This is a genomic window from Dictyoglomus sp. DH (assembly GCF_055181375.1).
Genome location: NZ_CM143706.1, coordinates 1164262 through 1190446, shown reverse-complemented (window position 1 = coordinate 1190446; position 26185 = coordinate 1164262). Strand labels below are relative to the sequence as shown.

The following is a 26185-nucleotide window of genomic DNA, read 5'->3' as shown; positions in this document are numbered from 1 at the left end:
TAATTTCCTCCTCTTTAATGAGCAAGTCCTTGGAATCCAAGAAAAATTAATGCCAATAGGCCAGCGGTTATAAAAACAATAGGATATCCTTGCCAAAATTTAGGTATATCTGAAAAAGATAACCTCTCTCTTATGGTTGCAAGAAGTACTAAGGCAATTGTAAAGCCAAGAGAGACACCCAATGAATAAATAATAGATTCAATAAGATTATGCTGATAGTTTATATTTAAAAGCGTAACACCTAATATGGCACAATTTGTAGTTATTAATGGTAAATAAATACCCATAGCCTTATAAAGAGATGGAGAAGTCTTTTTTATAAACATCTCCACAAGTTGTACTAAAACTGCAATCACTAATATAAAAGATATGGTTCTTAGAAAAATTAAATTAAAGGGAATAAGAATATAATAATAAATGAAAAATGTAACCACCGATGCCATAGTCATAACAAAAGCCACAGCAACACCCATGCCAATAGATGTTTCAAGAAAAGAACTCATACCTACAAAAGGACATAAAGCTAAAAATCTCATAAAAACAATATTATTGATAAAGGAAGCAGATAGAAAAAGAAGAAATAGTTTTCCAATATATCCCATGTTATTACCTCCTAATTTTACTATCTACCCATTTCAATATTCCTATCAACAATCCTATTCCCCAAAAAGCTCCAGGAGGCATTATAAAAACCTTAGTTGGCTGAAAACTTGGAATAATATTTATATTCCAAAAAGTTCCTGATCCCAAGAATTCTCTTATAGCTCCTAAGGCTACTATAGCCCATATATAACCTATACTTATTCCTATCCCATCAGCAATAGATTCCATTACTGAGTGTTTATAAGCAAAAGCCTCAGCTCTACCAATTATTATGCAATTTACCACAATTAATGGAATAAAAATACCTAAAGCCTTATAAAGTTCTGGAAAATAAGCAGATATAACAAGATCAACAATGGTAGTAAAAGTACCAATAACTACAATAAAAATAGGTATTCTTATGTCATGAGGTGTAAATTTTCTTAAAAGAGATACAAACAAATTAGAAAAAACCATAACAAAGGTAAAAGCAAGTCCCATTCCAATTGCATTTTGTACACTAACAGAAACAGCAAGTACAGAACACAGACCTATCATTAATATCAAAACAGGATTCTCTTTAAAAATACCATTTCTTATATATATCCATAGCTTTTTCATTTTTCTTCCCCCCTAAAAGTTTTTGTGTTTCAGAACCTCATTTACAGCTCTCACAATCGCAGAAGAGGAGATAGTTGCTCCTGACACAGGAGTAACATTCTTTTTTACTTCTAAATTTGGGGTATCTCTTCCTATAAACTGATTTAAAAAACTATCCTTAACAATTTCAGTCCCAAGGCCTGGTGTTTCTTGTTGAGAAAGTATAGTTATGTGGGAAATTTTACCTTCCTTATTTGTACCAATGATCATCAAAATATCACTACTATACCCCTTTGATGTTACTTCCCAAACAGTTCCAGTTTTTTCATTTCCTTTATAAGCAATATATACTTCGGTTATTTTTACTAAATTACTATCAGATTCTGGAGGATTCTCGACTTTTTTGAAATCTGTTGCCTCTGGAATTATTTCCTTTAAAATTCTTTCTTTTTCTTTTTTTCTATTGCTCTCAATTACTCTCTGAGTGTTTTCATATGTAAAGGCTAAAACACCAGCCGATATACTACATACCAAAAAAAGGATTAATCCATATCTTAATATCTGTTTCATTTTCTCACCTCTCCAAATTTGCGAGGTCTTAAGGTTCTATCTATAAGAGGAGTCAAAGCATTCATAACAAGAATTCCATAAGATACTCCTTCTGGATAAATACCAAATAATCTTATAACCATTGTAAAGAAACCTGCTCCTACTCCAAAAATAATTTTACCTTTTGTTGTAAGAGGGGTTGTTACCCAATCAGTAGCCATAAAGAAAGCACCTAAAAAAAGTCCTCCAGCTAATATTTGAAAAATAGGGTCTTTCCCGAATAAAAGGGAAATTATAATAACCGTTGAAATATATGAAAGTGGTATTCTCCAATCCACTATTTCTTTATAAATAAGGTAGAGACCACCTAAAAGCAATAATAAGGCAGAAGTTTCTCCTATACATCCTGGAATATCACCAATAAAAAGATGAAAATATGAGGGTATTTGATAACCAGTAAGTTTAAGTTTTTCTACAGCAAGAGGGGTAGCAGTAGAAGTAAGGGGAGATGCTTGTGAAACTATGCCTCCAATTTTATGAATAGGTTCCATCCATGAGGTCATTATTTGAGGATAGGAAGAGAGGAGAAAGGCTCTTCCAACTAAGGCAGGATTTAAAAAATTATCACCCAATCCCCCAAAAACCTGCTTTCCAAGAAGAATAGCTGCACCAGATCCCACCATAGGAATCCATAATGGAACCTTAGGAGGTAAAGTAAGAGCAAGAAGAAGCCCTGTAACTACAGCACTAAAATCTAAAAGTATATTTAATGGCTTTTTCCTCAAAATAAGAGCAAAAGCTTCCCATAAAACTGCTGAAATTATACTTACTAATATAACCAATAAAGAATACAAACCAAAAAAATAAACACCTGCAAGAGTAGCAGGTATTAGTGCATAAATTACTTGCCTCATCGCATATGAAACATCTTCTTTAACAAAAATATGAGGCGATGAAGAAACTATTAATTTATCCACCTCTGACTTCATAACTGGTTATGCCTCCCTTTACTTTCTTTTCTTTGCTAAGATATCCGTTTTACCTACTCTTATCCATTGAAGAAGTGGCCTTCTGGAAGGACATATATAATTACAAGAACCACATTCTACACAATCTAATATTCCTAACTCCTCCGCCTCTATTAGTTTACCTCTTCTTACATATTTAGCTAATATGGTAGGCATTAATCCCATAGGACAAACATCAATACATCTTCCACATCTTACACATTCCACAGGTTCATAATATTTTGTTTCCTTCTCAGAAAAAACAACCACACCTGATGTACCTTTAATAACTGGTGTATCCATATCATAAATAGCTATACCCATCATAGGTCCACCAAATATAATCTTTCCTGGCTTTTCTCTAAATCCTCCTGCAGCCTCAATAAGTTTTGATACAGGAGCACCTATCAAAACCTCTAAATTTTTAGGAGAATTAATATTCTCACCTGTAACTGTTACTCCACGAGATATTAAAGGAAGGCCTGTTTTAAAATGTTCAGCAATAGCTACTGCTGTTCCCACATTATTAACAACTACCCCTACATCTAAAGGAAGACCTCCAGAGGGAACTTCTCTATCTAAAATAGCCTTTATGAGCTGCTTTTCAGAACCTTGAGGATATTTCGTGGGTAAAATAGCAATTTCTATATCCCTATCTATATATTTTCTCAAAACTTCCGCTGCATCCTTCTTGTTATTCTCAATACCAATAATTCCCTTCTTAACTCCTAATGCATACATCAATATCCTCAACCCTTCTATAATTAGTTGAGGTTTCTCTAACATAAGCCTATAGTCTATAGTCAAGTACGGTTCACACTCTGCTCCATTGAGAATAACCGTATCTATCTTTTTCTCTGGTGGAGGTGATATCTTAACATGGGTAGGAAAAGCAGCACCTCCGAGTCCAACAATACCAGCCTCTCTAATTCTCTTTTTAATCTCGTCAGGTGAAAGATTTTGCCATGATAAATCTCTGGGAATATCTGGAAAAATCTCTTCTTTGCCATCTGGCTCTATCTCAATACCCAAAACATTTCTTCCATTGGGATGAGGGAAAAGTGCAATTCTTTTTACAGTTCCTGAAGTTGGAGCATGAATAGGAGCCGTAACAAAAGCCTGCGCATCTCCAATTTTTTGTCCTTTAAATACGTAGTCTTTAGCTTTAACAAGAGGGGTTGTAGGAGCTCCTGTATGCTGAATTGTAAGAATAAGTAATCTTTCAGGGAGAGGAATTTTTGTTATTGGTACATCTTTTGATAATTCCTTTTTTTCAGGGGGATGTACACCACCTTTAAAGCCATATATTTTCATAATGACCTCCCTGTTTAATTTTTAAACTACTTAACTACTCTAATGTATTAAAACTTTCTTCTAAGCTCCTTATCTTTCTATTAATACTTTCTAATTTCTCTTTCTCCTTTTCTACCACATTTTCTGGGGCTTTTCTTAGAAACTCCTCGTTGGAAAGTCTTTCTTCAATTTTCTTCTTTATATTTAATGCTTCCTCTAATTCTTTCTTTATTCTCTCTTTTTCTTTTGTTATATCAATTAAACCCTTTAGATTTACATATAAATCAACACCTTCTAAGACTTTATGTACTACATTTTTAACATCTTTCTTTTCGTCAACTTTATTAATTTCTGCTTTTGCAAGCGTAGCAAAATAACCAGAATTACCGAGAAGTAAAATCTCCTTATCTTTATCAAGGGTGTAAAAATCTACTTTTATAACATCAGAGGGAGAGATATTGAATTCAGATCTAATTGCTCGAATTGTTCTGATTGACTCCATAATAAATTCCATATCCTTTTCTGCTTTTTCATCAATAAAGGTATCATCAGAGATAGGCCAAGATGAGATCATTATACTCTCGCTGTTTTCTGGTAGTTTATGCCAAATCTCTTCAGTAATAAAAGGCATTACAGGATGAAGAAGTTTCAGATTATCACTTAACACCTTCCAAAGAATAGTTTGAGAAACTAACCTACTTTCTGGATCCTCTTTTTGAGATAATCTGGGTTTTACCATCTCAATATACCAGTCACAAAATTCATTCCAAAAGAAATTATATATAGTTTTTACATATTCACTAAATCTATAATTCTCTAAATGATCTGTTACCTCTTTAATCTCTTTTTGAAGCCTGCTCAATATCCATTTATCTGATAAAGATAAGAGATGGTATTCTAATTTTACTTCTGAATATTTTCTATCTTCCAAATTTGATATTACAAATCTGGAAGCATTCCATATTTTATTAGTAAAATTTCTTGTGTTTTCAAAATTCTCTTCATGAAACCTCAAATCTTGCATTTCAGTACACTGAATAGCAAGGCCAAATCTTGTAACATCTGCACCATATTTATTGATTAAATCTAAGGGATCTACACCTGTTCCCTTCGATTTACTCATACGTTTTCCTTCTCTTGTAAGTACTGTTGGATGAACATATACATGGTAGAAAGGCACATCATTTTTAAACTCAAGCCCCATCATAATCATTCGGGCAACCCAGAGATTGATAATATCTCTTGCCGTACTTAATACAGAAGTAGGATAGAAATATTTAAGATCTTCTGTATCTTCTGGCCATCCTAAAGTACCAAGAGGCCATAAAGCAGAACTAAACCATGTATCTAATACATCATCATCTTGTTTTAGATTAGACGAACTACAATTCTCACATTTATCAGGAGATTTTTCAGCCACATTTATATGGCCACAATCGTTACAATACCAAGCGGGAATTCTATGCCCCCACCATAACTGTCTTGATAAACACCAATCTCTAATGTTATACATCCAATCAAAGTAAACTTTCTTCCACCTATCAGGAATAAATTTCACTTTACCTTCCTCAACTGCTAATATGGCGGGATTTGCTAAATTATCCATTTTCATAAACCATTGTTTAGATATCATAGGTTCTATGGGAGTACCACATCTATCACAAGTGGCAATATCATGAACATATACTTCTTTCTTTAAAAGAAATCCTTCTTTTTCTAAATCTTCCTCTATTTTCTTTCTACATTCTAAAACACTAAGTCCTTTATATTTACCAGCATTTTCATTCATAAATCCTTTTTCATCAATCACAGATATAAAATCCAAACTATGTTTTTTACCTATCTCAAAATCATCAGCATCATGAGCTGGAGTAACCTTTAAAGCACCAGTACCAAAGTCAGGATCTACTGTCTCATCGCCAATAATAGGGATTACTCTTCCTACTAATGGTAGAATAACTTTTTTCCCAATAAGATTCTTATATCTCTCATCTTCTGGATTAACAGCTACAGCAGTATCACCTAACATGGTTTCAGGTCTTGCAGTTGCTATAACTATATAACCTTCTTCATCATAGAAAGGATATTTTATGTACCATAAATAGGAGGACTCTTCTATATATCTGACTTCCAAATCAGAAATAGCAGTTCTACAACGAGGACACCAATTTATTATTCTTTCTCCTCTATATATATATCCCTTTTTATAAAGCTCAACAAAAGCCTTAATTACAGCTTTTGAATATACTTCATCCATGGTAAATCTAAATCTTTTCCAATCACATGAAACCCCAAGTTTCTTTAACTGCTCTACAATAGTATTTCCATATTTTTCCTTCCAGTCCCATACCTTTTCCAAAAATTTTTCTCTGCCTAAATCCCATCTGCTTTTTCCCTCTTTTAAAAGTTCTCTTTCTACTACCATTTGGGTTGCAATGCCTGCATGATCAGTGCCTGGAATCCATAATGCATTATAACCTTGCATTCTTCTCCATCTAATCAAGATATCCTGAATAGTCGCGTTTAAAGCATGGCCTAAATGTAAAGAACCTGTAATATTTGGGGGTGGCAATACTATACAGAAGGGTTTTTTTGAGTCATCCACTTCTGCATGAAAATAATCCTTATTTAGCCAATAATCATACCATTTTTTCTCCACATCCAAAAAGGAATAAACAGAAGCCATCTCCTCTTTCATAAAATAAACCCCCTAACCTGCCATCTTTTTTAATTTTTCTATAGATAATTTTCCACGATTATAAACTAATTCTGGTGTGATAACAAATTTTTTGATTCCTAAGGACGGTAGCTCATACATAAGTTCTAACATAAGTTCTTCCATTACAGCCCTTAATCCTCTTGCACCTGTAGCCTTTTCTTGTGCCTCTTTGACTATAGCTCTTAATGTATCCTCTGTAAAATCTAATTCTACCCCTTCTAAAGCCAATAATGCCTTATATTGTTTAACAAGAGCATTTTTAGGTTCTACTAATATCTTCATAAGAGCTTCCTCATTAAGAGGTTCTAAAACCGCTACAACAGGAAATCTTCCAACAAATTCAGGAATCATTCCGAATTTTATAAGATCTTCTGGAATGATATTTGAGAGGATCTGACTTAAACTCTTTCTATTTTTAGGTTCTATTTGTGCACCAAATCCGATACTTGATACATCAAGTCTTTTTTCTACTATTTTTTCTATTCCTTCAAAAGAACCACCAGCAATAAACAAAATATCTTTTGTGTTTATCTGAATAAACTCTTGATAAGGATGTTTTCTCCCACCTTGAGGGGGTACATTAGCTATAGTTCCCTCAACAATTCTTAATAAAGCTTGTTGAACTCCCTCCCCAGAAACATCTCTTGTAATAGATGGATTTTCAGACTTTCTCGATATCTTATCTATCTCATCAATGTAAACTATTCCTTTTTCTGCCCTTTTAACATCCCAATCTGCATTTTGAATGAGTCTTAAAAGAATATTCTCCACATCTTCCCCCACATAGCCAGCCTCAGTAAGTGTGGTAGCATCTGCTATAGCAAAAGGTACCTTTAAGAATTTTGCAAGAGTTTCTGCAAGAAGAGTCTTACCTACACCAGTTGGTCCAATTAGAAGTATATTACTTTTCTGAATTTCTACATCCTCTTTTAATTTATCTCTCATAAATATTCTCTTATAATGATTATAAACTGCTACTGATAATATTTTTTTTGCTTTCTCTTGCCCTACAACATATTGATCTAAGAAAGATTTAATATCGGATGGTTTTGGAAGTTCAAAATTATCATAAGTATCGTCTTTTTTATTCTCTTCTTCCAATATTTTATAAGCTATTGATATACATTCATCGCAAATATAAACTCCTGGTCCTGCAATAAGTTTTTTAACCTCTTTTTGACTTTTTCCACAAAAAGAACAATGAAGCTCTCTATTTCCCATACATTAGTATCTCCTTTATCTATGATTTAGCTTTTCTTACTTTCTAATACTTCATCAACAATACCATACTCTTTTGCCTCATAGGCAGACATGAAGAAATCTCTATCAGTATCTTTTTCGATCTTCCCTATAGGTTGTCCTGTATGGTATGACAATATTTCATTTAATATCCTCTTTATTTTAAGGATTTCTCTTGTATGAATTTCTATATCTGCAGCAGGACCATATGCACTACCCAGTGGTTGATGTATCATTACTCTTGAATGAGGTAAAGCATATCTTTTACCTTTGTCTCCTGCACTCAAAAGAATAGCAGCCATGCTTGCTGCCTGACCTACACATACAGTAGCTATTTTAGGCTTTATATGTCTCATAGTATCATAAATAGCAAGTCCTGCCGAAACTTCACCACCAGGGGAATTTATATAAAGATAAATATCCTTTTCAGGATCTTCAGATTCCAAGAATAAAAGTTGCGCAATTATAAGATTTGCCACATCATCATTTATGGCTGTACCTAAAAAAACAATCCTACTTTTCAAAAGCCTCGAATAAATATCATATGCTCTTTCCCCTCTTGGAGTCTGCTCTATAACAATAGGTACTAATGTCATAATAGATCTATTCCTCCTCTATTAAGTTTTGTTCTAATAAAAATTTCTTAACTTTTTCTCTAATAAGATTTCTTCTTAGAGTATTTATCAAATTTTCTCTCTCGATTTCTTTCTTAATCTCTTCGTAATCTCTGCCTTCGCTATCAGCAATCTCTCTTATAGCATCTTCTATCTCTTGATCAGAAACAAAAATATTTTCGACTTCCGCTATCTTTTCAAGAATCATCTCCATCCGTATTCTATTCTTTGCATCTTCTATGACACTCCTAATGAACTCATCTTTTGTTATTCCCTTCTCATTTAGATAATCATCTAAACTCATTCCTCTTTTTGCGAGATCATTAACGAATTCTCTAAAAATATTTTCTGCAAGATACTGTACATAACTTAAAGGAGGGTCAAGTTCTGTTTTTTCCAATATTTTGCTCATAATTTCAGAAAAAGCTTTGTCCTCAGACCTTCTTTCTCTTTCTTCTTTTATGCTTTCTCTCACTTTCTCTCTAAACTCTTCAAAAGACTGTGCACCAACCTTTTGAAGAAAAGTCTCTTGATCAGGCTTTTCATATCTCCAAATCTTATTAACCTTCCATTTCAATTTTAACTTTTGACCTGATAAATCTTTTTCATAAAAATCTTCAGGAAAAGTTATCTCAAATTCCTTTTCTTCTCCTGGTTTCATTCCCAATATCTTATCTTCCAATTCTGGAAACACTTTTCCATTTAATGTAAACCACATTGGAGAAAGCTGAGTACCATCTTCCTTAGTTCTTTCTATATAAACCACATCACCTTTCTCAACTTGTCCTTCCTCTACAGGATTTAATTTACTAAGTTGTAATTCTATCTGCTCTATAACCCTATTAATTTCTTCCTCACTAACTTCTACTTTTTCTTTTCTGATATTTAAACCTTTATAATTTCCAAGCTTAAATTCTGGTGGTACTTCCAATACAAAAGAGAATTTTAAATTTTCATCTTCTTTCCAAGAATCAGGAATATCAAAATAAGGATCCTGAAGAGGTGTAACATTTTCTTTATTTAAAAACCATTCCAAGGTTTCTCTCGCAACTATTTTTATTGCTTCACTTTCAAAGGTCTCATTTCCAAGGTATCTTTCCAAAATAGGACGAGGAGTATGACCTTTTCTAAAACCAGGCACTTGAATTCTTTTAACCAAAGACTTATATGCTTTTTCAAGACTTTTCTCCCTCTCCGATTGATTTATTTCTACATTCACTTTTACTCTGCTTCCCTCAAGCTTTTCTACATCATATTTAATGTTGGTCTCATTAATTGTCATTACATTACCTCCTATCTATTAAAATAACATTTTTATGTTAAATACCAAAGCTATATTATATCATCATAAAAAATACTATTAAAGAAGAAAAATAGAAAAGAGTTTATTAAATTTGCGTAAAAAATGATTGCATGGGGTATATTATTAAAAATTTGGAGCGGGAGACGGGATTTGAACCCGCGGCCTTCTCCTTGGCAAGGAGACGCTCTACCCCTGAGCTACTCCCGCTCATCAATATATCTACTTGGTGCGAGGGGTGGGATTTGAACCCACACGGGAAATCCCACTAGATCCTAAGTCTAGCGCGTCTGCCATTCCGCCACCCTCGCACAACTGGTGAGCCGTGCAGGAGTCGAACCTGCAACCCCCTGATTAAGAGTCAGGTGCTCTGCCAGTTGAGCTAACGGCCCGTGAATGGCGCGCCCGGAGGGAATCGAACCCCCGACCCACGGATTAGAAGTCCGTTGCTCTGTCCTACTGAGCTACGGGCGCTTTTTATATATTATGGGGTGAACGGCGGGACTTGAACCCGCGACCACTGGGGCCACAACCCAGCGCTCTACCATCCTGAGCTACGTTCACCATCATCCATGTTTTTCAACTTACTCTTACTGGCGCGCCCAGGAGGACTCGAACCCCCGACCCGCAGATTCGAAGTCTGCCGCTCTGTCCACCTGAGCTATAGGCGCAAATGCCCATCAAAATTGGAGCGGGAGACGGGATTTGAACCCGCGGCCCTCAGCTTGGAAGGCTGATGCTCTACCCCTGAGCTACTCCCGCTCTTTTATTATATGGTCGGGGCAGCTGGACTTGAACCAGCGACCTCCTGGTCCCAAACCAGGCGCGCTAAACCAACTGCGCCATGCCCCGATTGCTAAATAAATATTATAAAAAATTGTCTCTAAAGTCAAGAGTTACCATGTAATTATATTATCACTTAATCAATTCCAAACTAAAAATTTCTTTTTTGCTTATTATGTCTATAATCGAAACTTTTTTTTCATCAAGAAAAGCTACAGATTTATATTCTGTCTTTGGTAAAGCAGGACTTCCAGGATTAAGTATTATTCTTTTATTTCTTTCTTTAAGAACTGGAATATGGATATGTCCAAATATTAAAAGATCTACATCAAAAAGTTCTGCAAGATTAAAAAGATCATCTTCATTTCTATTTTCTCCATGAGTAACAAAAATCTTCAAAGAATTCACATATAACAGAAGATAAGGAGAAGAAATAGGAAATTTTATAACTAATTGATCTACATCAGCATCACAATTACCCTTTGAAATAAAGAAAGGTTTTGAGTTATTTATAAGTTCAGCAAGCTTGCTAGGATTATATCCTGCAGGTAGTGGATTTCTTGGACCATGATAAAGAACATCTCCAGCATGTATAACGAAATTTGCTTCGGACAAAAAATCATTTATATATTCCCAAAAACTTGTATCACCATGAGTATCACTCATAATAAGTACTTTCAAATTAATCACCTCCCATATTGGAGCCTTTCCCAAAGCTGTTTAGGAAAACCCAAAAGTTTCATATAATTTTGTATTTTTCCTACATCATATTCAACTCTCTTAAATTTTAAAATCTTTTTATCAACATCATATATAACAAAGCTTGCTTTCCAATTACCATCTCGAGGTTGACCCACACTACCAGGATTTATTAAATATTTACTATTTTTCTGTAACTTTAATTCTCCTCCTTCGCTAAAATTTACATAGTATATTTCTTTATCCGAATATACAAAAACCCCAGCTAAATGAGAATGTCCAAAGAAACAAATATTCTCATCCATAATCTCAAAATTGGCCAATACTGAATAATAATTTATTAAATATTCATCAAGAGGTTCTCTGATGCTTCCATGAACTAAACAAAAATTATTATTTTCAATAATAAGAGGAAGCTTTTTCAATTTTTCAATATTCTCCCAACTTAATCTTTCTTTAGTCCAATCTATTGCAAATTGAGCATAAGGATTAAAATCATCATAGGTTCTCAAATCAATTACTGCAGCATCATGATTACCTAATACAGAATAACCAAATTTATTCAGATATTCCATACACTCATTGGGATATGGGCCATAGCCTACTATGTCTCCCAAAAAATATATTTCATCTACTTCTTTCTCAAGTTCACTGTAGACCTTTTCTAATGCAGGCAAATTAGCATGAATATCTGAAATAATCCCAATTTTCATTTTTATTTAACCAATGAAAGATCTCTTTCTAAAGGAGAGGTTAAATCCATATGTCCCACTAAGGTCTCTACCACAGCACCACTTATTAAAATTTGAACCTTTTTAATTTCTGGAAATTCTGTAAGCGTATCTACAATGCTATAAACAGTTAACATCTCTCCCAAACTACCACCAGGATGGTTCTTCCTTAATTCATCGGAAAAATCTATATAAGCTATATTGTTTTTGACAGATATATTAAGGATTTTTGTCCCTTTTGGTATAGGTAGATGATATATATTATTGTCAGAATAAGAAATAAGATTATTGATTGCTTCTTTATATATTTTTTCCTTTATAAAATATTTTTCAAGTCTGGTTAACTTAATATTTATATCCTTGCTTTCTAAGGCCTGTTTTTGAGGATTGTAAACATATAACCTTATAGAAATATCTTCTTTAGTAAGAAGAAAAGCCAAAGTCACTATTATTAGAGATATAAATAAAATAATTAATATTGTTTTTCTCACCTTAACCTACCTTCTTACAGTATTTCCTTTCTTTATAATCCCATCAATAAATTTCAGAAATTCCTCATTATTTCTTGTTTCTCTTAACATTCTCTTTAAACCCTCAATAGCTTCTCCCTCTTCTTGCCCTATCAAAGTTCTTCTCAAGAACCAGATTTTCTTTAACTGCTCCTCAGGATATAAAAGTTCTTCTTTTCTTGTACCAGATCTTGAAATACTTATAGCTGGGAATATTCTTCTATCTGCCAATTTTCTGTCTAAAACAAGCTCCATATTTCCAGTACCTTTAAATTCCTCAAAAATTACATCATCCATACGACTACCAGTCTCAATAAGAGCTGTAGCAAGAATAGTCAAGCTTCCTCCACCCTCTATATTTCGGGCAGCCCCAAAAAATTCTTTAGCATGATGTAAAGCTGCAAGCTCAACTCCACCTGAAAGAGTTCTACCACTTGATGGTACTGCCCAGTTATACGCCCTAGCAAGCCTTGTTATACTATCTAAGAGAATAACCACATGTTCACCATATTCCACCAATCTTTTTGCTCTTTCAAGAACTAACTTAGCAACTTGTATATGCCTTTCTGGTGGTTCATCAAAAGTAGATCCAATTACTTCACCTTGAACAGATCTTCTAAAATCGGTTACCTCTTCAGGTCTCTCATCAATTAGTAGAATAAATAATTTAACTTCTTTATGATTAGCAGAAATTCCATTTGCTATTTTCTTTAAAAGAGTTGTTTTACCAGCTTTTGGTGGAGAAACAATTAAACCTCTTTGTCCCTTTCCAATAGGAGCTAAAAGATCAATGAGTCTTGTGTCTACTTCTTCTGGGGTTGTTTCTAATTTTAGTCTTTCTGTAGGATGGTACGGAATAAGATCATCAAATTTGGGCCTTTGGCGAGAATGCATTAAATCTCTTCCATTAACCGTATCTATCCTTAATATAGCATACCATCTCTCATTCTCTTTTGGTGGTCTTACCATTCCTCCAATTAAATCACCATACCTAAGCCCAAATTTTTTAATTTGGGATGCAGATATATATACATCTTCATCACTTGGCTTAAAGTTTTTCCTTATAAAACCATATCCCTCTTCCTGAATCTCTAAATAACCCTCTCTAAAAACACATTCAAAACCATCAATAATAACCTTATCCTTTTGTTCTTGCTTTTCCTCGATCTTTATCTCCGTCTCTCCTTTACTTTCAATTAAAACATCTGGCTCTACTTTGGTTTTCATCTCTTCACTTTTTTCCTCAATTAAAATTTCTCCCCCCTCTTCTAATTTCCTACTTATTGCTTCTATCATTTCTTCTTTTGTCATACGATAGTACCCAGGAATTTTCAATTCTCTTGCTATTTCTGCTAATTCTGCTCTTGTTTTTATTGCTAAATCCTCATAAGGCATTCCTCAAACCTCCTCTTGTAAGGAAATTTTTTATGGATGTAAAAAAATACAAGTAATAAAATAGATAAGGTACATTCTTGAAAGTTAATGGTAGTATAGAACAAAAGTAAAAAATAGTCAACAAAGGAAACACAAAATTTTAAAAAATTTACAATTCTTTATAGCACTATTATATAATATCTAAGGGGTGAATAAAAGTGGATATTTATATTGGAACATCGGGATGGAATTATAGTTGGAATCCAAAAAGAAGCTTAGATTGGTACATTGAAAATACTCCTTTCAATGCTATAGAAGTTAATAGCACCTTTTATCATACTCCTAAAAAACAAACAATTAAAAAATGGTTGTCCTTTGCAGAGAAATTAAGATTTGTTATCAAAGTGAATCGTTCAATCACCCACCTACATAGATTTAACGATAAAGCAATGGAAGAATGGAATAAATTTTATGAAGTTTTCTTAGATTCAGATCCCTTTATTGATTTTTATCTTTTTCAAATTCCTCCAAGTATAAAAATAAACTATTTAGAGAAAATTATTAAATTTTATGATTTTACCAAATTAAAAGAGAGGTTTGCCTTTGAACCAAGAAATATAGAATGGTTTGATGACAAGATTATTAACATAATAAAAAATTATGGAATAACTATGGTATCAGTAAGTGCTCCTAAATTACCGGATAAAATGATACTAAATTTATACTCTCATGTATATATGAGGTTTCATGGAAAAGAAAAATGGTATTCATATTATTACAAAGACAGTGAAATTATAAAATACGCTGAAGAAGTCAAAAAATTAAATCCTAAAAAAATATATTTATTCTTTAATAATGATTATATGTTAGAAAATGGAATCACTATGTGGGAACTCTTAAAATCTTAAAGAATCCAAAACCTTCTTGTATTCTTTTGGAACCTTTGCTTTAATCTCTACAAAATTATCCTGATATTTTTCTTCTTCGATATAAATTCTACTTTTAATTTTTTGAAATGTACCCCATCTCTCATATGGTATTTTAAATTTATATGTTCTAACACCTTTTAGCAATTCTTTTACAATTGCGCCTTTTAATTTATTAATTCCTATTTTATGATAAGCTGAGATAAAAACCGAAGGCCTATAAAATAACTCTTTTCTCAGATAAGCTAACTCAGCTTTAGTTAACAAATCAATTTTATTATATACCCTTATTATAGGTTTATCTTCAATTCCCATTTCTTCTAATAAAGATTCAACAGTTTCTATATGCATCTCAAAATTTTTGTTAGATACATCAATGACATGTAATATAACATCTACATAATATATCTCTTCTAATGTTGCTCTAAAAGCTGTAAGCAACTCTTCGGGAAGATTTCTAATAAAACCAACTGTATCTGAAATTAGAAATTCCCAACCATTCTCAAATTTCACCCTTCTTACCATTGGATCCAAAGTTGCAAAAAGTAGATCTTCTGCCTTAGCATTCTCTCCTGTAAGTACATTAAACAAAGTTGATTTTCCAGCATTTGTATAACCTACAAGAGCAATTTGCGGAATATCTAACCTTTTTTTTCTTTGTATCTCTCTTTCTTTCCTTACCTCTTCTAATTCATTTTTCAAGGTATGAATTCTTTTTCTAATTTTTCTTCTATCTATCTCTAACTTTGTTTCACCAGGTCCTCGAGTACCAATTCCTCCCCCTAATCTGGAAAGAGCTTCTCCTCTTCCCACAAGCCTTGGTAGAAGATATTGAAGTTGGGCAAGCTCAACTTGAATTTTACCTTCCTTCGTCCTAGCGTGTTGAGCAAAAATATCTAAAATAAGCATGGTTCTATCTACAATCTTAACTGGTATTTCTCTCTCTATATTCCTAAGTTGTACAGGAGTAAGTTCATTATTAAAAATTACCACATCAATTTGATTTCTAAGAACCAGATCCTTCAGCTCATTTAATTTTCCAATTCTTAAAAATGAGGAAGGATCTAATTCACCCCCAAAAACTAAAACATCCTTTACTAATACTCCTGCAGTTTTTGTTAATAGCTTTAATTCTTCTAAATCATCTAAATCTTCTATTTTAGCAACAAGGATGGCTTTTTCGATTTCCAATCTCCCTTCCCGAAAAATTCTTTTATCCTTCTTAAAGCTTCTCTAAGTTTATTCTCCTCTACAGTAGTAGAAATCCTTATATAACCTTCTCCATAATCCCCATATCCAATTCCAGGTACTACTAATACACCTATCTCCTCTAATAAAAAAGCAGCAAAATCGGTAGACGTAAAACCTTCGGGTACTGGTACCCACACATAAAAAGTTCCCTTAGGAGGAAGAATTTCAACCCCTAAATCTTTGAAAGCATCTAATACCATATCCCTTCTATTTTGATATATTTTACTACTTTCTTTTGGAAAATCTCTAAGATTATACAAAGCCTCTATCCCTGCATATTGAATAGCCTGAAAAACTCCTGAGTCAACATTGGTTTTAACAGTTGAAAGAATAGAGATTAAATCACTATTTCCTACAACATAACCAATACGCCATCCTGTCATATTAAAAGTTTTAGAAAGGGAACCAAATTCAACGGCTATATCTTTTGCTCCTTTAACTTCTAAAATACTTGGAGCAATAAACCCATCAAAGGTTATCTCCGAATAAGCATTATCATATAAAATTACTATATCATTCTCCTTTGCAAATGATATGGCTTCTTCTAAGCCATGCTTATCTATTACAGCCCCTGTTGGATTACTTGGATAATTAAGAAACATTACTTTACTCTTTTTAGCTATATCCGATGGAATATCCTCCCATTTAGGAAGGAATTTATTTTCTTTCTTTAAAGGTATGGGATAAGGGATACCTTCTGCAAGAAGTGTTGCTATTTTATAAACTGGATATCCTGGATCAGGACATAAAACTATATCTTCCTTATCCACAAGTCCCCAAATAATATGCACTAATCCTTCTTTTGAACCAATAAGAGTTAAAACTTCTTTTTTAGGATCTAGGTCTACATTAAACCTATACTTATACCAATCTGCTACTGCCTTTCTAAATTCTAACATTCCTTCATAAGACGGATACCTATGATTTGCAGGATTTAATGCTTCTTCACATAATTTCTGAATTACTGGCATTGGAGTAGGTTGATCTGGATCTCCTATTCCTAAACTTATTATATCTATACCTCTTTTTATTGCCTCTTCTTTTAATTGATCAATTCTTGCAAAAAGATAAGGGGGTAAACTCTCTATTCTTTTAGCCTTTTTAATCATTAAAACTTTCACCTTCCCTTTCTTTGAATTTATATCCTAACAATTCCCAATCTTTGATTATGGTATTATAAACTAATATTGCCAATTGGTGAAGATCATATAAAGAAACATCAAACCAATGAATATTTTTGTCCTTTTTAAACCATGTATACTGTCTTTTTACAAATATTCTTGTTCTTTTCTTAATTAATTTTATACTTTCATCCAAACTTATCTTTCCTTTTATATACTGTAATATTTCTTTATAACCTATACCTTGCATTGAAACCTTATCTTCATCTATTCCATTTTCGTAAAGCCTTCTAACCTCATCAACTAAACCCATTTCTATCATCCTATCAACCCTTTTATCAAGAATCTCATAATGTAATTCTTTTGGTAAAAAGAGTCCAACTTTTGAAACTAAATATTTATCTTCAATTTTAGTACCAGCTAACTCACTGATAGGTTTTCCTACCTTATAGTAAACTTCTAATGCTCTAATAATCCTTTTATAATCATTAAAATGGATTTTAGATGCTGTTTTAGGATCAACTTTTTTCAATTCTTCATATATCTTTCCAATACCTTCCTTCTCTATTCTTTTTTTCATTTCTTCTCTAAACTTATAATCGGGTGGAACATGGGGAATATGAAATTCACCAAATAAGACTTTATAGTAAAGGGAAGTACCACCTACAAGTAGAGGATATCTACCTCTTTCATATATTTCTGGTATAATTTTTTCTACCCTTTCTTTAAACTCTGCCACTGTAAAGGGATAATCAGGAGAAACAATATCTATCATATGATGAGGTACTTTTTTCCTATCCTCTTCAGAAGGCTTTGCGGTACCAATGTCCATATCTTTATAAACTTGCATAGAATCAACAGATATAATTTCTATTGGAAGAAGATTAGCAAGTTCAAGAGAAAGTGCCGTTTTACCTGTACCTGTTGGACCCAAAATGACTGCAATTGGTATCTTCATTTTCTATGAAAGTATTTCTCTAACTCTTCTTTTTTTATTTCCCATATATAAGGTCTTCCATGAGGACATGTAATAGGGATTTGATTATCAAAAACCATTTGTATAAGAGTTTCCATCTCCTCCTTTATTAAAATATCCCCACTTCTTATAGCTCCATGACAAGCCATACTTTTTACAATTTTATCTTCTAAAACTTCTAAATCTTTTTCATTTATCTCAGAAATTATTTCTTTAAAAAGACTTTCAATGGATACAGGCTCAAAATTCAAAAACTCATATGGTACCTTTATAAGCCTTATCCTATTAGGGCCAAAATCTTCCCATGAAAAAGCAAATTTTTCTAAAATTTCTCTTTTTTCTTCTAACTGCTTTTTTTCTTCTAAGGAAACATCAATTATAATAGGTAAAATAATTTCTACATTTTGAAGAAGACCTAAATTTAATTCTTCTTTTAACCTTTCATATCTAATCCTTTCATGGGCAGCATGTTGATCTATGATAAATACCTTATCTCCAGTTTCTACTATTACATAATTATTAAATATCTGTCCAACTATTCTAAAACTAAAACTTTTTTTGGTTTTGGGTAAATATTTCTCGGTCTTTTCAGAAATATAATTCTTCTCAATTGATGTTAAGGGTAATTGAATATTTTCTTGGATAATTTTTTTATCAGTTTCATAATTTTCCCAATTAACTTTTATGTTCTGATCTAAGTTCACTCTTCTAAATGTATTTTCATAATTCTCTAAAGCCTTTCTTATAGAATTTTCTATAAAACTAAAAATCTCTTTTTCCTTTTCAAATTTTACTTCCCTTTTTGTGGGATGTACGTTTACATCTACTTCATCATAAGGTACCTTTAAAAATAAAATTACAAAAGGATAATAACCCTCCAATATTCTGCCTTTATATCCTTCCTTTAGTGCTTGAAAAATACTAAGATTCCTTACCCATCTTTTGTTAACATAAAAGAAATCTTGAGGCTTTATGGAAACTAACTTCCCAGGTTTACTTAGTAATCCCCAAATAGAATAATCACCATGTGTATTCTCAAATTCTATAAAATCATCCAAATTTATATTTTTAAACACTTCAATTATTACATCCTCTATTTTTCCACTCCCTAAAGTGGTAAATTTAGTCTTTCCATCATCAATATACTGAAAAGATATATCAGGATAAGCTAATGCAATCTTTCTTACGAAATCCACTATAAGATTACTTTCTGTTGTCTTACTCTTTAAAAATTTTTTCCTTGCTGGTAAATTATAAAAAAGATCTTTAACCCTAACACTTGTTCCCACACTTCCTTCCCATGGTAACACATCCAATATATTTCCACCTTCTACTCTTATAAAAACCCCATCATCTTTTTCAGTCTTTGTTCTAATTTCCATTCTTGAAACACTAGCTATACTTGCTAACGCCTCTCCTCTAAAGCCTAATGTTTCTATTTTAAATAGATCATCAATATTTCTTATTTTAGAGGTAGCAAACCTATTAAGAGCAAGAATAGCATCATCCTTAGACATACCTTCTCCATTATCGGTAACTGAAATTAAATTTTCTCCTGCATCAATAATTTCAATTATTATTCTCCTTGCTCCTGCATCTATTGAATTTTCCACCAGTTCCTTAACTACAGAAACTGGCCTTTCTACAACTTCTCCTGCTGCTATTTTATTTCTAATCTCTTCCGGAAGTATTATTACTTTTCCCATTCTTTTATAATTTCCTTCCACTCATGGATTTTTAAAAGGGCCTGAATAGGTGTTAATTCGTTAGTATTAAGAGATAATATCTCCTTTTTTAATTTCTCAAATCGCATATCTGTAACCTCTGAAAAAAGTGGGAGTTGAACAATCTCTTTCTTTTGAATTTCTCTACCTTTCTCCAATTCTACGAGTATTTTCTCAGCTCTTTCAATTACCTCTTTAGGTAATTCAGCAAGTTGGGCTACATATATTCCATAACTTTTATCAGCTGGTTTTTCGATTATTTTATGAAGAAATATTATATCTTTCCCTCTTTCTTGAACGGCAACACTTAAGTTTTGTAAATTCTTAAGCTCTTTTTCAAGTTCAGTAAGCTCATGATAATGAGTTGCAAATAGGGTTTTGGCCTTAAGTTTATTATGGATATATTCCAACACCGCCCACGCAATACTTATTCCGTCATAGGTACTAGTTCCTCTTCCTACCTCATCTAAAATAAGTAGACTTCTCTCTGTAGCATGTGAAAGGATATTTCCTACTTCTTTCATCTCTACCAAAAATGTACTCTCACCAGATGAGATATCATCCCATGCACCAATTCTTGTAAATATCCTATCTACAACCCCTATTTTTGCCTCCTCAGCTGGAATAAAGGACCCCATTTGAGCAAGAATAACAATAAGAGCAACTTGCCTTATATATGTTGATTTACCTGCCATATTCGGTCCCGTAATAAGTTTTATAAATTTATCCTTATTTAAATAGGTATCGTTAGGAACAAAAGTACCAGGAGGTAACATTCTTTCAATTACAGGATGTCTTCCCTGTCTTATTATTATTTCATAATCATTTGTAACTTGTGGACAAACATATCCATAATCCTTAGCAGTTTTAGCGAGAGATATAGAGACATCCAATTCTGCAACAACCTGAGCAAAAGTTTCTATATCCTTAGACCTTTCTACAACTTTTTTTCTCAACTCTTGGAATAAATTTTCTTCTATTCTTTTAATATTTTCTTCAGCATGGAGAATCTTATTTTCCCATTCTTTTAGCTCTGGTGTAATAAATCTTTCTGCATTTACTAATGTCTGTTTTCTTATATATTCGGGTGGAACAAGGTTCAAGTTTGCCTTAGTAACCTCTATGTAATATCCAAAAACCTGATTAAATCCAATTTTGAGAGACTTTATACCTGTTCTTTCTCTCTCCCTATTCTCAAGATCAATAAGCCAATTCTTACTATCTCTAAGAAGTGCTCTTAACTCATCAAGCTCCTCATTATAACCATCTCTAATAAAGCCACCTTCTTTTATATGGGATGGAGGAGAATCAACTAAAGCTCTATTTAACTCCTCATAAAGAGGTTCCAAATTTGGTATATTTTCCTTTAACTCAATTAATTTTGAAGATTCTACTTTCTCAAAGACCTTTCTTAAGGAAGGCAAGAAGGATAAAGCTTGCATGAGATATATAAGTTCCTTCGGAGTAGCAGTATTATAATTTACGCGAGAATTTATTCTTTCAAGATCTGGTATGTTCTTTAATAGTTCTTCAAACTCTCTTCTCAATACTTCTTTTTCTAATAATTCCTTTATAGCTTCCTGTCTTTTTCTGATAATGTTGACATTAAGAAGAGGCTGCAAAAGCCATTTCTTTAGAAGTCTTGCTCCCATTGAGGTTAAAGTTTTATCAATCACCCATATAAGGCTTCCTCTTCTCTGTCCCTCTCTAACAGTTTCTAATAATTCTAAATGCTTTATAGCAGTACTATCAAGGATTAAATATTGATGGGGTTTATAAAACTCTAACCTATCTATATGAGTAGGTATCGTAAACATTACGTCTTTTATATAATTTAAAATACCATAAGAAGCCTTTAAGGCTAAGGGATAATTCTCTTTTGGTTCGGAAAATTCCAAACTATGTTCTACCTCTTCGAAATATTCCTCAGGTACGAGAGTAATTTTAGGATCTATATCCCTCTTTAAATCAGTTAATATATCCACCAAAATATCCTTTGCTGAAAAAGGTAGAATAATCTCCTTAGGTTTTAATCGCACAAATTCAGAGTAGATTATTTCCTCAGCATCTTTACCCATCCACTCGGTTCCGAAGAATTCTCCAGTTGAAACATCAATAGTAGCTATACCTATATATTCTTTATTTAATATATAGATTGATGATAGAAAATTATTATTTCTATCTTCCAAAAGAGTATCCTCAACAAGAGTTCCAGGAGTAATAACTCTTACTACTTCCCTTTTTACAAGTCCTTTAGCTAAAGCAGGATCTTCAACTTGCTCACAAATTGCAACCTTGTATTTTTTTTGTACCAATTTTGAAAGATAGCTATCTAAAGCATGATAGGGCACACCTGCCATTGGAATTCTTTTTCCTTTTCCAACCTCTTTTGAAGTAAGCACGATATCTAATTCTTGAGATATAATCTTTGCATCGTCCTCAAAAGCCTCATAAAAATCTCCAAGTCTAAAAAGGAGGATTGCATCTGAAAATTGATCTTTTATACTCTTATATTGTTTATAAAGAGGAGTCATATTTTCCATAAAATATTTAATCATTCACCTCTCTTACAACTTCGCCTTTTAGAGACCATAATCTAGCTTCTTTTATTTTTACCACTAATAATTTTCCAAGAAGGGATCTATTACCTGGGAAAAATACAAGACGAAAATTTTTTGTCCTACCGCTTATTTCTTCTGGATTTTTAGGATTAATTTCTTCAGCAAGTACTTCTTCTTCCTTTCCTATCATACTTAAATTTTTTTCATATATTATCTTTCTTTGAAGATTTTCTAATTCTTCAAACCATTTCTTTTTGGTTTCAAAAGGAATTGGATCTTCAAAATTAGCTGCTGGAGTTCCAGGCCTTGGGGAGTAAATAGCTAAATTCACAGTATCAAATCTTAGCTCTTCTAAAGCTCTTCTTGTAGCTTGAAAATCTTCTTTTGTTTCTCCAGGAAATCCTACTATAATGTCGGTTGAAAAAGACGAATCCTTGATTTCAGATCTTATTTTATATATTAAATCCTTATACTCTTGGTAAGTATATCCTCTACCCATTCTTTTCAAAACCCTATCAGATCCAGCTTGTAATGGTAGATGCCAATGCGGACAAACTTTAGGAAGTTTTGCCACTTTTTTAATGAGCTTATCAGTCACATCTCTTGGATGGGAAGTAAGAAATCTTATTCTCTTAATATTAGAAATCTTATGAATCTCTTCCAATAGATCCGCTAAATCAACATCACCAAGATCTTTACCATAAGAATCCACATTTTGTCCAAGAAGAGTTACTTCTACAACACCTTGTTCCGCCAAATATTTTGCTTCCTCTACAATATCTTCTAATTTTCTACTCCTTTCTCTTCCTCTAAGATAAGGTACTATACAATACGTGCAGAAATTATTACATCCATAAATAATAGGTATCCAAGCTTGAAATTTACTATCTCTCTTTATAATTTTCCAATCCAGGTCCTCTGGATAAGGCTCGTCATCAAATAATATAACTTTTTTATTATCTTTTAGTTCTTCTAATATTTCGGGAAGTCTTATAAATTTATAACTTCCTAAAACAAAATCCACATGGGAAAATTTTTCTGCAAGTTCATCTTTCATCCTTTGAGCCATACATCCCAAAACTCCAATTTTTAATTCTGGATTTCTCTTTTTTAACTTTTTGAGTTCTCCCAATTTACCAAATACCTTCTCTTCCGCTCTTTCCCTTACAGAACAGGTATTCAAAAGTATAAGATCCGCATCTTCTTCCCTATCAGTAGGAAGAAAACCTAATTTTTCAAGTATACCTGCCACTTTCTCTGAATCTGATTTGTTCATTTGGCAACCATAGGTAATTATATGATACTTAGGCATATTATTCGTCTCCTCTTGAAAAGATCAACTTAATTTTTAATGTATCATCTACTTTATCAATATCTATTTTACCTCTAATTTCATCTACTAACATTTGAACCAATTGAAAACCTAAACTTCCTTTAGATGAAAGAAGCTCTGAACTTTTTGTTTCTTTATCTAAAAGAGTATTTGTCACCTCTAATATTATATACTTATCATCCTGATTTATGGAAAGGATAATTTCTGTAACTATATCTTCAGAAGTGCCATGCTTTACTGCATTTTGTAACAGCTCATTCATAATTAAACTTACTGATGTGGCTTTCTTAGATGATAAGAAAATATTTTTTTTGTTTTTTTCAAATTTAAAATTACAAGGAAGATGCTGATAAGTCTGCTTAAATGCATTAAGTAATTTTTCAGCCACCTCTATGATATCAACTCTATCTTCTTCAAATTTAGATAAAGATTCATGTACTAATGCAATACTATTTATTCGATTAATACTTTCTTGTAGTGCTATCTTGGCACTCTCAGAGTCAAGTCGCCTCATTTGTATCCTTAAAAGACTTGCTATAGTTTGCAAGTTATTTTTTACCCTATGATGAATTTCCTTGATAAGTACTGATTTAAAATTTAATTCCCTTTCCTTTTGACGAAGCTCAGTTGTCTCTTTTATCAAATAAAATATTCTCCATAGAGAATTATCCCCTTTTGAAACTGGAAGTATTCTCTTATAAAAACTTCTTGTTTCTTCGCCATATTCTTCAAAGAGTTCTTCCCCATATGCCTTAACAGTACCCATTTCTTTATAAGCATCTACGAATTTATAGAAGAAAGGATCTTTAATTTTTTTTCCCAAGATATTTCCCACTTCTCCAAGAGTTCTAAATAGTCTCATTCCAGCCATATTAGCAAAAAGCACTATACCATCTTTATCAAGGATTAAAACCCCTTCATTATCTAATAGTGGGTCCACATATCCTTTCCAACTTAGTTCTTGTTTTATAAAAGATTTTATTAACCAATGGGATGTTTCTTTGAATACCCTTGAATTATAAGGAAATTCATTATGTATTAAAAGATTTCTCTGTATCTTAAGAATTCCTATAATCTTTCCTGATTTTTTAATAGAATAAAACTCCTCTTCTACTGGAAATCCTCCTATTACAATATCAGTTTTTCTTATCTTTGATTTATCAGAGTCTATTAGCTTAAATATCTCTGGCTCATCCTCTAAAAATATAAGTTTACCAACTTCTTGCCTAAAAGAAATAGGTGGTACTACTTTAGGATGAGCTTCTGTTATTAAAACAACAGCAGATAAATCCCAGATAGGTTGATATAAATAAAGATCTGCTCCTAACAAATCAGAAATCAGATATAAATAAGGTAAATATTCTTTAAATTCTTCAAAAAGATATATAGTATCTTTTTTATTATTAAGCATTTACTTTTGTAAATTTTGCAGTTTAGATAATGCTTCTTGTATTTTCTCTTTTGTTCTCAAAACAATTAGTATAGTATCATCTCCTGCTACACTACCCACAAAATAATCCCAATCTTTCATAAAGTTATCTAACATAAAGGCAACTGCCTGTGCATTACCAGGTAAAGTTTTCACCAAAATAAGATTTTCTGCATAATCAATGTTTATCACGACCCTTTTGAATAGGTCTTTTAAGGATAGTAAATTGAAATTATTCTCCGGAATAATATATCTTTTTCCAAACTCAGTATTTTGTCTTATGACTCCTAATTCTTTAAGATCTCGAGATAAAGTAGCCTGTACCACATTAATGCCTTCTTTTTTTAAGACTTCCATTAACTCTTTTTGGGTACCTATATAATTTTGTTTTAAAATAATTTTGATTTTTTCTAATCTTTCTCTTTTACTTAAAATATTATCTACTCCTTTTTGCACATCCTTCACAAATACCATAAATAATCATATGAAAATCTACATCTTTAAAAGAAGTACTTTTCTCTATTTCTTTCCTAATCATTTCACTATTTAAATTTTCTCCCTCCCAATCTTCAACCTTCCCACAGATCTTACAAATTAAATGATGATGAGGTACTATCTTTGCATCATATCGGGTGACTGCACTTCTATCATAAAATTTTAGAGCCTTACCCTCATTCACTAAAAGCTCTAAAGTTCTATAAACAGTACCCAAACTTATTTTTGCTCCCCTTCCCTCTGCTCTTCTAAAAACAGTAAGAGCATCTGGATGATCCATACTCTCCATTAAAATCTCCGAGACTAATTTCCTTTGTCTTGTTTCTCGTTGCATAGCTTTTTTCATCTCCTTTCCATATTAAAGTTTAGA

The 26185-nt window shown here is 32.5% G+C and carries 23 protein-coding genes and 8 tRNA genes; 1 reads left to right on the top strand and 30 read right to left on the bottom strand.

Annotation, left to right across the window (positions count from 1 at the left end):
• Positions 1-14: 14 nt before the first annotated feature.
• The 21 genes from rsxA to rho all read right to left on the bottom strand — a co-directional run bounded on the left by rsxA (position 15) and on the right by rho (position 14020).
• Positions 15-602, bottom strand: a complete 588-nt coding sequence (gene rsxA / locus ACY3JJ_RS05820) for an electron transport complex subunit RsxA (protein ID WP_463091199.1) — start codon at positions 600-602, stop codon at positions 15-17.
• A gap of 4 nt (positions 603-606) precedes the next feature.
• Positions 607-1203, bottom strand: coding sequence for an electron transport complex subunit RsxE (gene rsxE / locus ACY3JJ_RS05815; protein WP_463091198.1), 597 nt, complete (start codon positions 1201-1203; stop codon positions 607-609).
• Positions 1204-1215: 12 nt separating this feature from the next.
• A complete protein-coding gene (locus ACY3JJ_RS05810; protein WP_463091197.1) occupies positions 1216-1752 on the bottom strand; it encodes an RnfABCDGE type electron transport complex subunit G in 537 nt (178 codons plus the stop codon).
• Positions 1749-2720: an RnfABCDGE type electron transport complex subunit D gene (locus tag ACY3JJ_RS05805; protein ID WP_463091196.1), complete on the bottom strand. Its 972-nt coding sequence runs from the start codon at positions 2718-2720 to the stop codon at positions 1749-1751. Before ACY3JJ_RS05805 ends, ACY3JJ_RS05810 begins: the two co-directional genes overlap by 4 nt.
• Before the next feature lie 18 nt (positions 2721-2738).
• Complete coding sequence (gene rsxC / locus ACY3JJ_RS05800) at positions 2739-4052, bottom strand: electron transport complex subunit RsxC (RefSeq protein WP_463091195.1); 1314 nt, start codon at positions 4050-4052, stop codon at positions 2739-2741.
• 34 nt (positions 4053-4086) lie between these two features.
• Complete coding sequence (locus tag ACY3JJ_RS05795; protein WP_463091194.1) at positions 4087-6729, bottom strand: valine--tRNA ligase; 2643 nt, start codon at positions 6727-6729, stop codon at positions 4087-4089.
• A gap of 12 nt (positions 6730-6741) precedes the next feature.
• The gene (gene clpX / locus ACY3JJ_RS05790; RefSeq protein ID WP_463091193.1) at positions 6742-7971 is read right to left on the bottom strand and encodes an ATP-dependent Clp protease ATP-binding subunit ClpX; all 1230 of its coding nucleotides are present in this window, start codon (positions 7969-7971) and stop codon (positions 6742-6744) included.
• 26 nt (positions 7972-7997) lie between these two features.
• A complete protein-coding gene (gene clpP / locus ACY3JJ_RS05785) occupies positions 7998-8585 on the bottom strand; it encodes an ATP-dependent Clp endopeptidase proteolytic subunit ClpP (RefSeq protein ID WP_463091192.1) in 588 nt (195 codons plus the stop codon).
• Between the two features lie 7 nt (positions 8586-8592).
• Positions 8593-9885: a trigger factor gene (tig, locus tag ACY3JJ_RS05780; RefSeq protein WP_463091191.1), complete on the bottom strand. Its 1293-nt coding sequence runs from the start codon at positions 9883-9885 to the stop codon at positions 8593-8595.
• 153 nt (positions 9886-10038) lie between these two features.
• A tRNA-Gly gene (locus tag ACY3JJ_RS05775) sits at positions 10039-10113 on the bottom strand.
• A gap of 17 nt (positions 10114-10130) precedes the next feature.
• Positions 10131-10214 (bottom strand) — tRNA-Leu (locus tag ACY3JJ_RS05770).
• Between the two features lie 5 nt (positions 10215-10219).
• Positions 10220-10295, bottom strand: a tRNA-Lys gene (locus ACY3JJ_RS05765).
• A 5-nt stretch (positions 10296-10300) separates the two neighbouring features.
• Positions 10301-10377, bottom strand: a tRNA-Arg gene (locus ACY3JJ_RS05760).
• 13 nt (positions 10378-10390) lie between these two features.
• Positions 10391-10467 (bottom strand) — tRNA-His (locus tag ACY3JJ_RS05755).
• 30 nt (positions 10468-10497) lie between these two features.
• Positions 10498-10574, bottom strand: a tRNA-Arg gene (locus tag ACY3JJ_RS05750).
• A 16-nt stretch (positions 10575-10590) separates the two neighbouring features.
• Positions 10591-10665 (bottom strand) — tRNA-Gly (locus tag ACY3JJ_RS05745).
• A 12-nt stretch (positions 10666-10677) separates the two neighbouring features.
• Positions 10678-10755: transfer RNA gene (locus ACY3JJ_RS05740), tRNA-Pro, on the bottom strand.
• 63 nt (positions 10756-10818) lie between these two features.
• Complete coding sequence (gene yfcE, locus ACY3JJ_RS05735; RefSeq protein WP_463091190.1) at positions 10819-11367, bottom strand: phosphodiesterase; 549 nt, start codon at positions 11365-11367, stop codon at positions 10819-10821.
• Positions 11368-11372: 5 nt separating this feature from the next.
• Positions 11373-12098, bottom strand: a complete 726-nt coding sequence (locus ACY3JJ_RS05730; RefSeq protein ID WP_463091189.1) for a metallophosphoesterase family protein — start codon at positions 12096-12098, stop codon at positions 11373-11375.
• A 2-nt stretch (positions 12099-12100) separates the two neighbouring features.
• On the bottom strand, positions 12101-12607 hold the full coding sequence (locus ACY3JJ_RS05725; protein WP_463091188.1) for a GerMN domain-containing protein: 507 nt from the start codon (positions 12605-12607) through the stop codon (positions 12101-12103).
• Positions 12608-12613: 6 nt separating this feature from the next.
• Positions 12614-14020 carry a transcription termination factor Rho gene (rho, locus tag ACY3JJ_RS05720; protein ID WP_463091187.1) on the bottom strand — a complete coding sequence of 469 codons (1407 nt, stop codon included), beginning with the start codon at positions 14018-14020 and terminating at the stop codon, positions 12614-12616.
• A 197-nt stretch (positions 14021-14217) separates the two neighbouring features.
• Between rho and ACY3JJ_RS05715 the strand changes: the two genes are divergently transcribed.
• Entirely contained in the window at positions 14218-14907 is a 690-nt protein-coding gene (locus ACY3JJ_RS05715; RefSeq protein ID WP_463091186.1) for a DUF72 domain-containing protein, read from the top strand.
• Here the strand turns inward: ACY3JJ_RS05715 and hflX are convergent.
• The 9 genes from hflX to ACY3JJ_RS05670 are packed head-to-tail and all read right to left on the bottom strand — an operon-like array spanning position 14896 to position 26149.
• On the bottom strand, positions 14896-16116 hold the full coding sequence (gene hflX, locus ACY3JJ_RS05710; protein WP_463091185.1) for a GTPase HflX: 1221 nt from the start codon (positions 16114-16116) through the stop codon (positions 14896-14898). The genes ACY3JJ_RS05715 and hflX overlap by 12 nt on opposite strands.
• Positions 16080-17285, bottom strand: coding sequence for an LL-diaminopimelate aminotransferase (locus ACY3JJ_RS05705; protein WP_463091184.1), 1206 nt, complete (start codon positions 17283-17285; stop codon positions 16080-16082). Before ACY3JJ_RS05705 ends, hflX begins: the two co-directional genes overlap by 37 nt.
• Entirely contained in the window at positions 17278-18255 is a 978-nt protein-coding gene (gene miaA, locus ACY3JJ_RS05700) for a tRNA (adenosine(37)-N6)-dimethylallyltransferase MiaA (RefSeq protein WP_463091183.1), read from the bottom strand. Before miaA ends, ACY3JJ_RS05705 begins: the two co-directional genes overlap by 8 nt.
• Positions 18252-19979, bottom strand: a complete 1728-nt coding sequence (gene mutL / locus ACY3JJ_RS05695) for a DNA mismatch repair endonuclease MutL (protein WP_463091182.1) — start codon at positions 19977-19979, stop codon at positions 18252-18254. The genes miaA and mutL overlap by 4 nt, the downstream gene beginning before the upstream one ends.
• A complete protein-coding gene (gene mutS, locus ACY3JJ_RS05690; protein ID WP_463091181.1) occupies positions 19967-22555 on the bottom strand; it encodes a DNA mismatch repair protein MutS in 2589 nt (862 codons plus the stop codon). Before mutS ends, mutL begins: the two co-directional genes overlap by 13 nt.
• Positions 22548-23870 (bottom strand): tRNA (N6-isopentenyl adenosine(37)-C2)-methylthiotransferase MiaB, encoded by a 1323-nt coding sequence (gene miaB / locus ACY3JJ_RS05685; protein ID WP_463091180.1) that lies wholly within the window; start codon positions 23868-23870, stop codon positions 22548-22550. Before miaB ends, mutS begins: the two co-directional genes overlap by 8 nt.
• Position 23871: 1 nt before the next feature.
• On the bottom strand, positions 23872-25302 hold the full coding sequence (locus tag ACY3JJ_RS05680) for a histidine kinase N-terminal domain-containing protein (RefSeq protein ID WP_463091179.1): 1431 nt from the start codon (positions 25300-25302) through the stop codon (positions 23872-23874).
• Complete coding sequence (gene argR / locus ACY3JJ_RS05675) at positions 25303-25794, bottom strand: arginine repressor (RefSeq protein ID WP_463091178.1); 492 nt, start codon at positions 25792-25794, stop codon at positions 25303-25305.
• On the bottom strand, positions 25757-26149 hold the full coding sequence (locus tag ACY3JJ_RS05670) for a Fur family transcriptional regulator (protein ID WP_463091177.1): 393 nt from the start codon (positions 26147-26149) through the stop codon (positions 25757-25759). Before ACY3JJ_RS05670 ends, argR begins: the two co-directional genes overlap by 38 nt.
• Positions 26150-26185 lie beyond the last annotated feature (36 nt).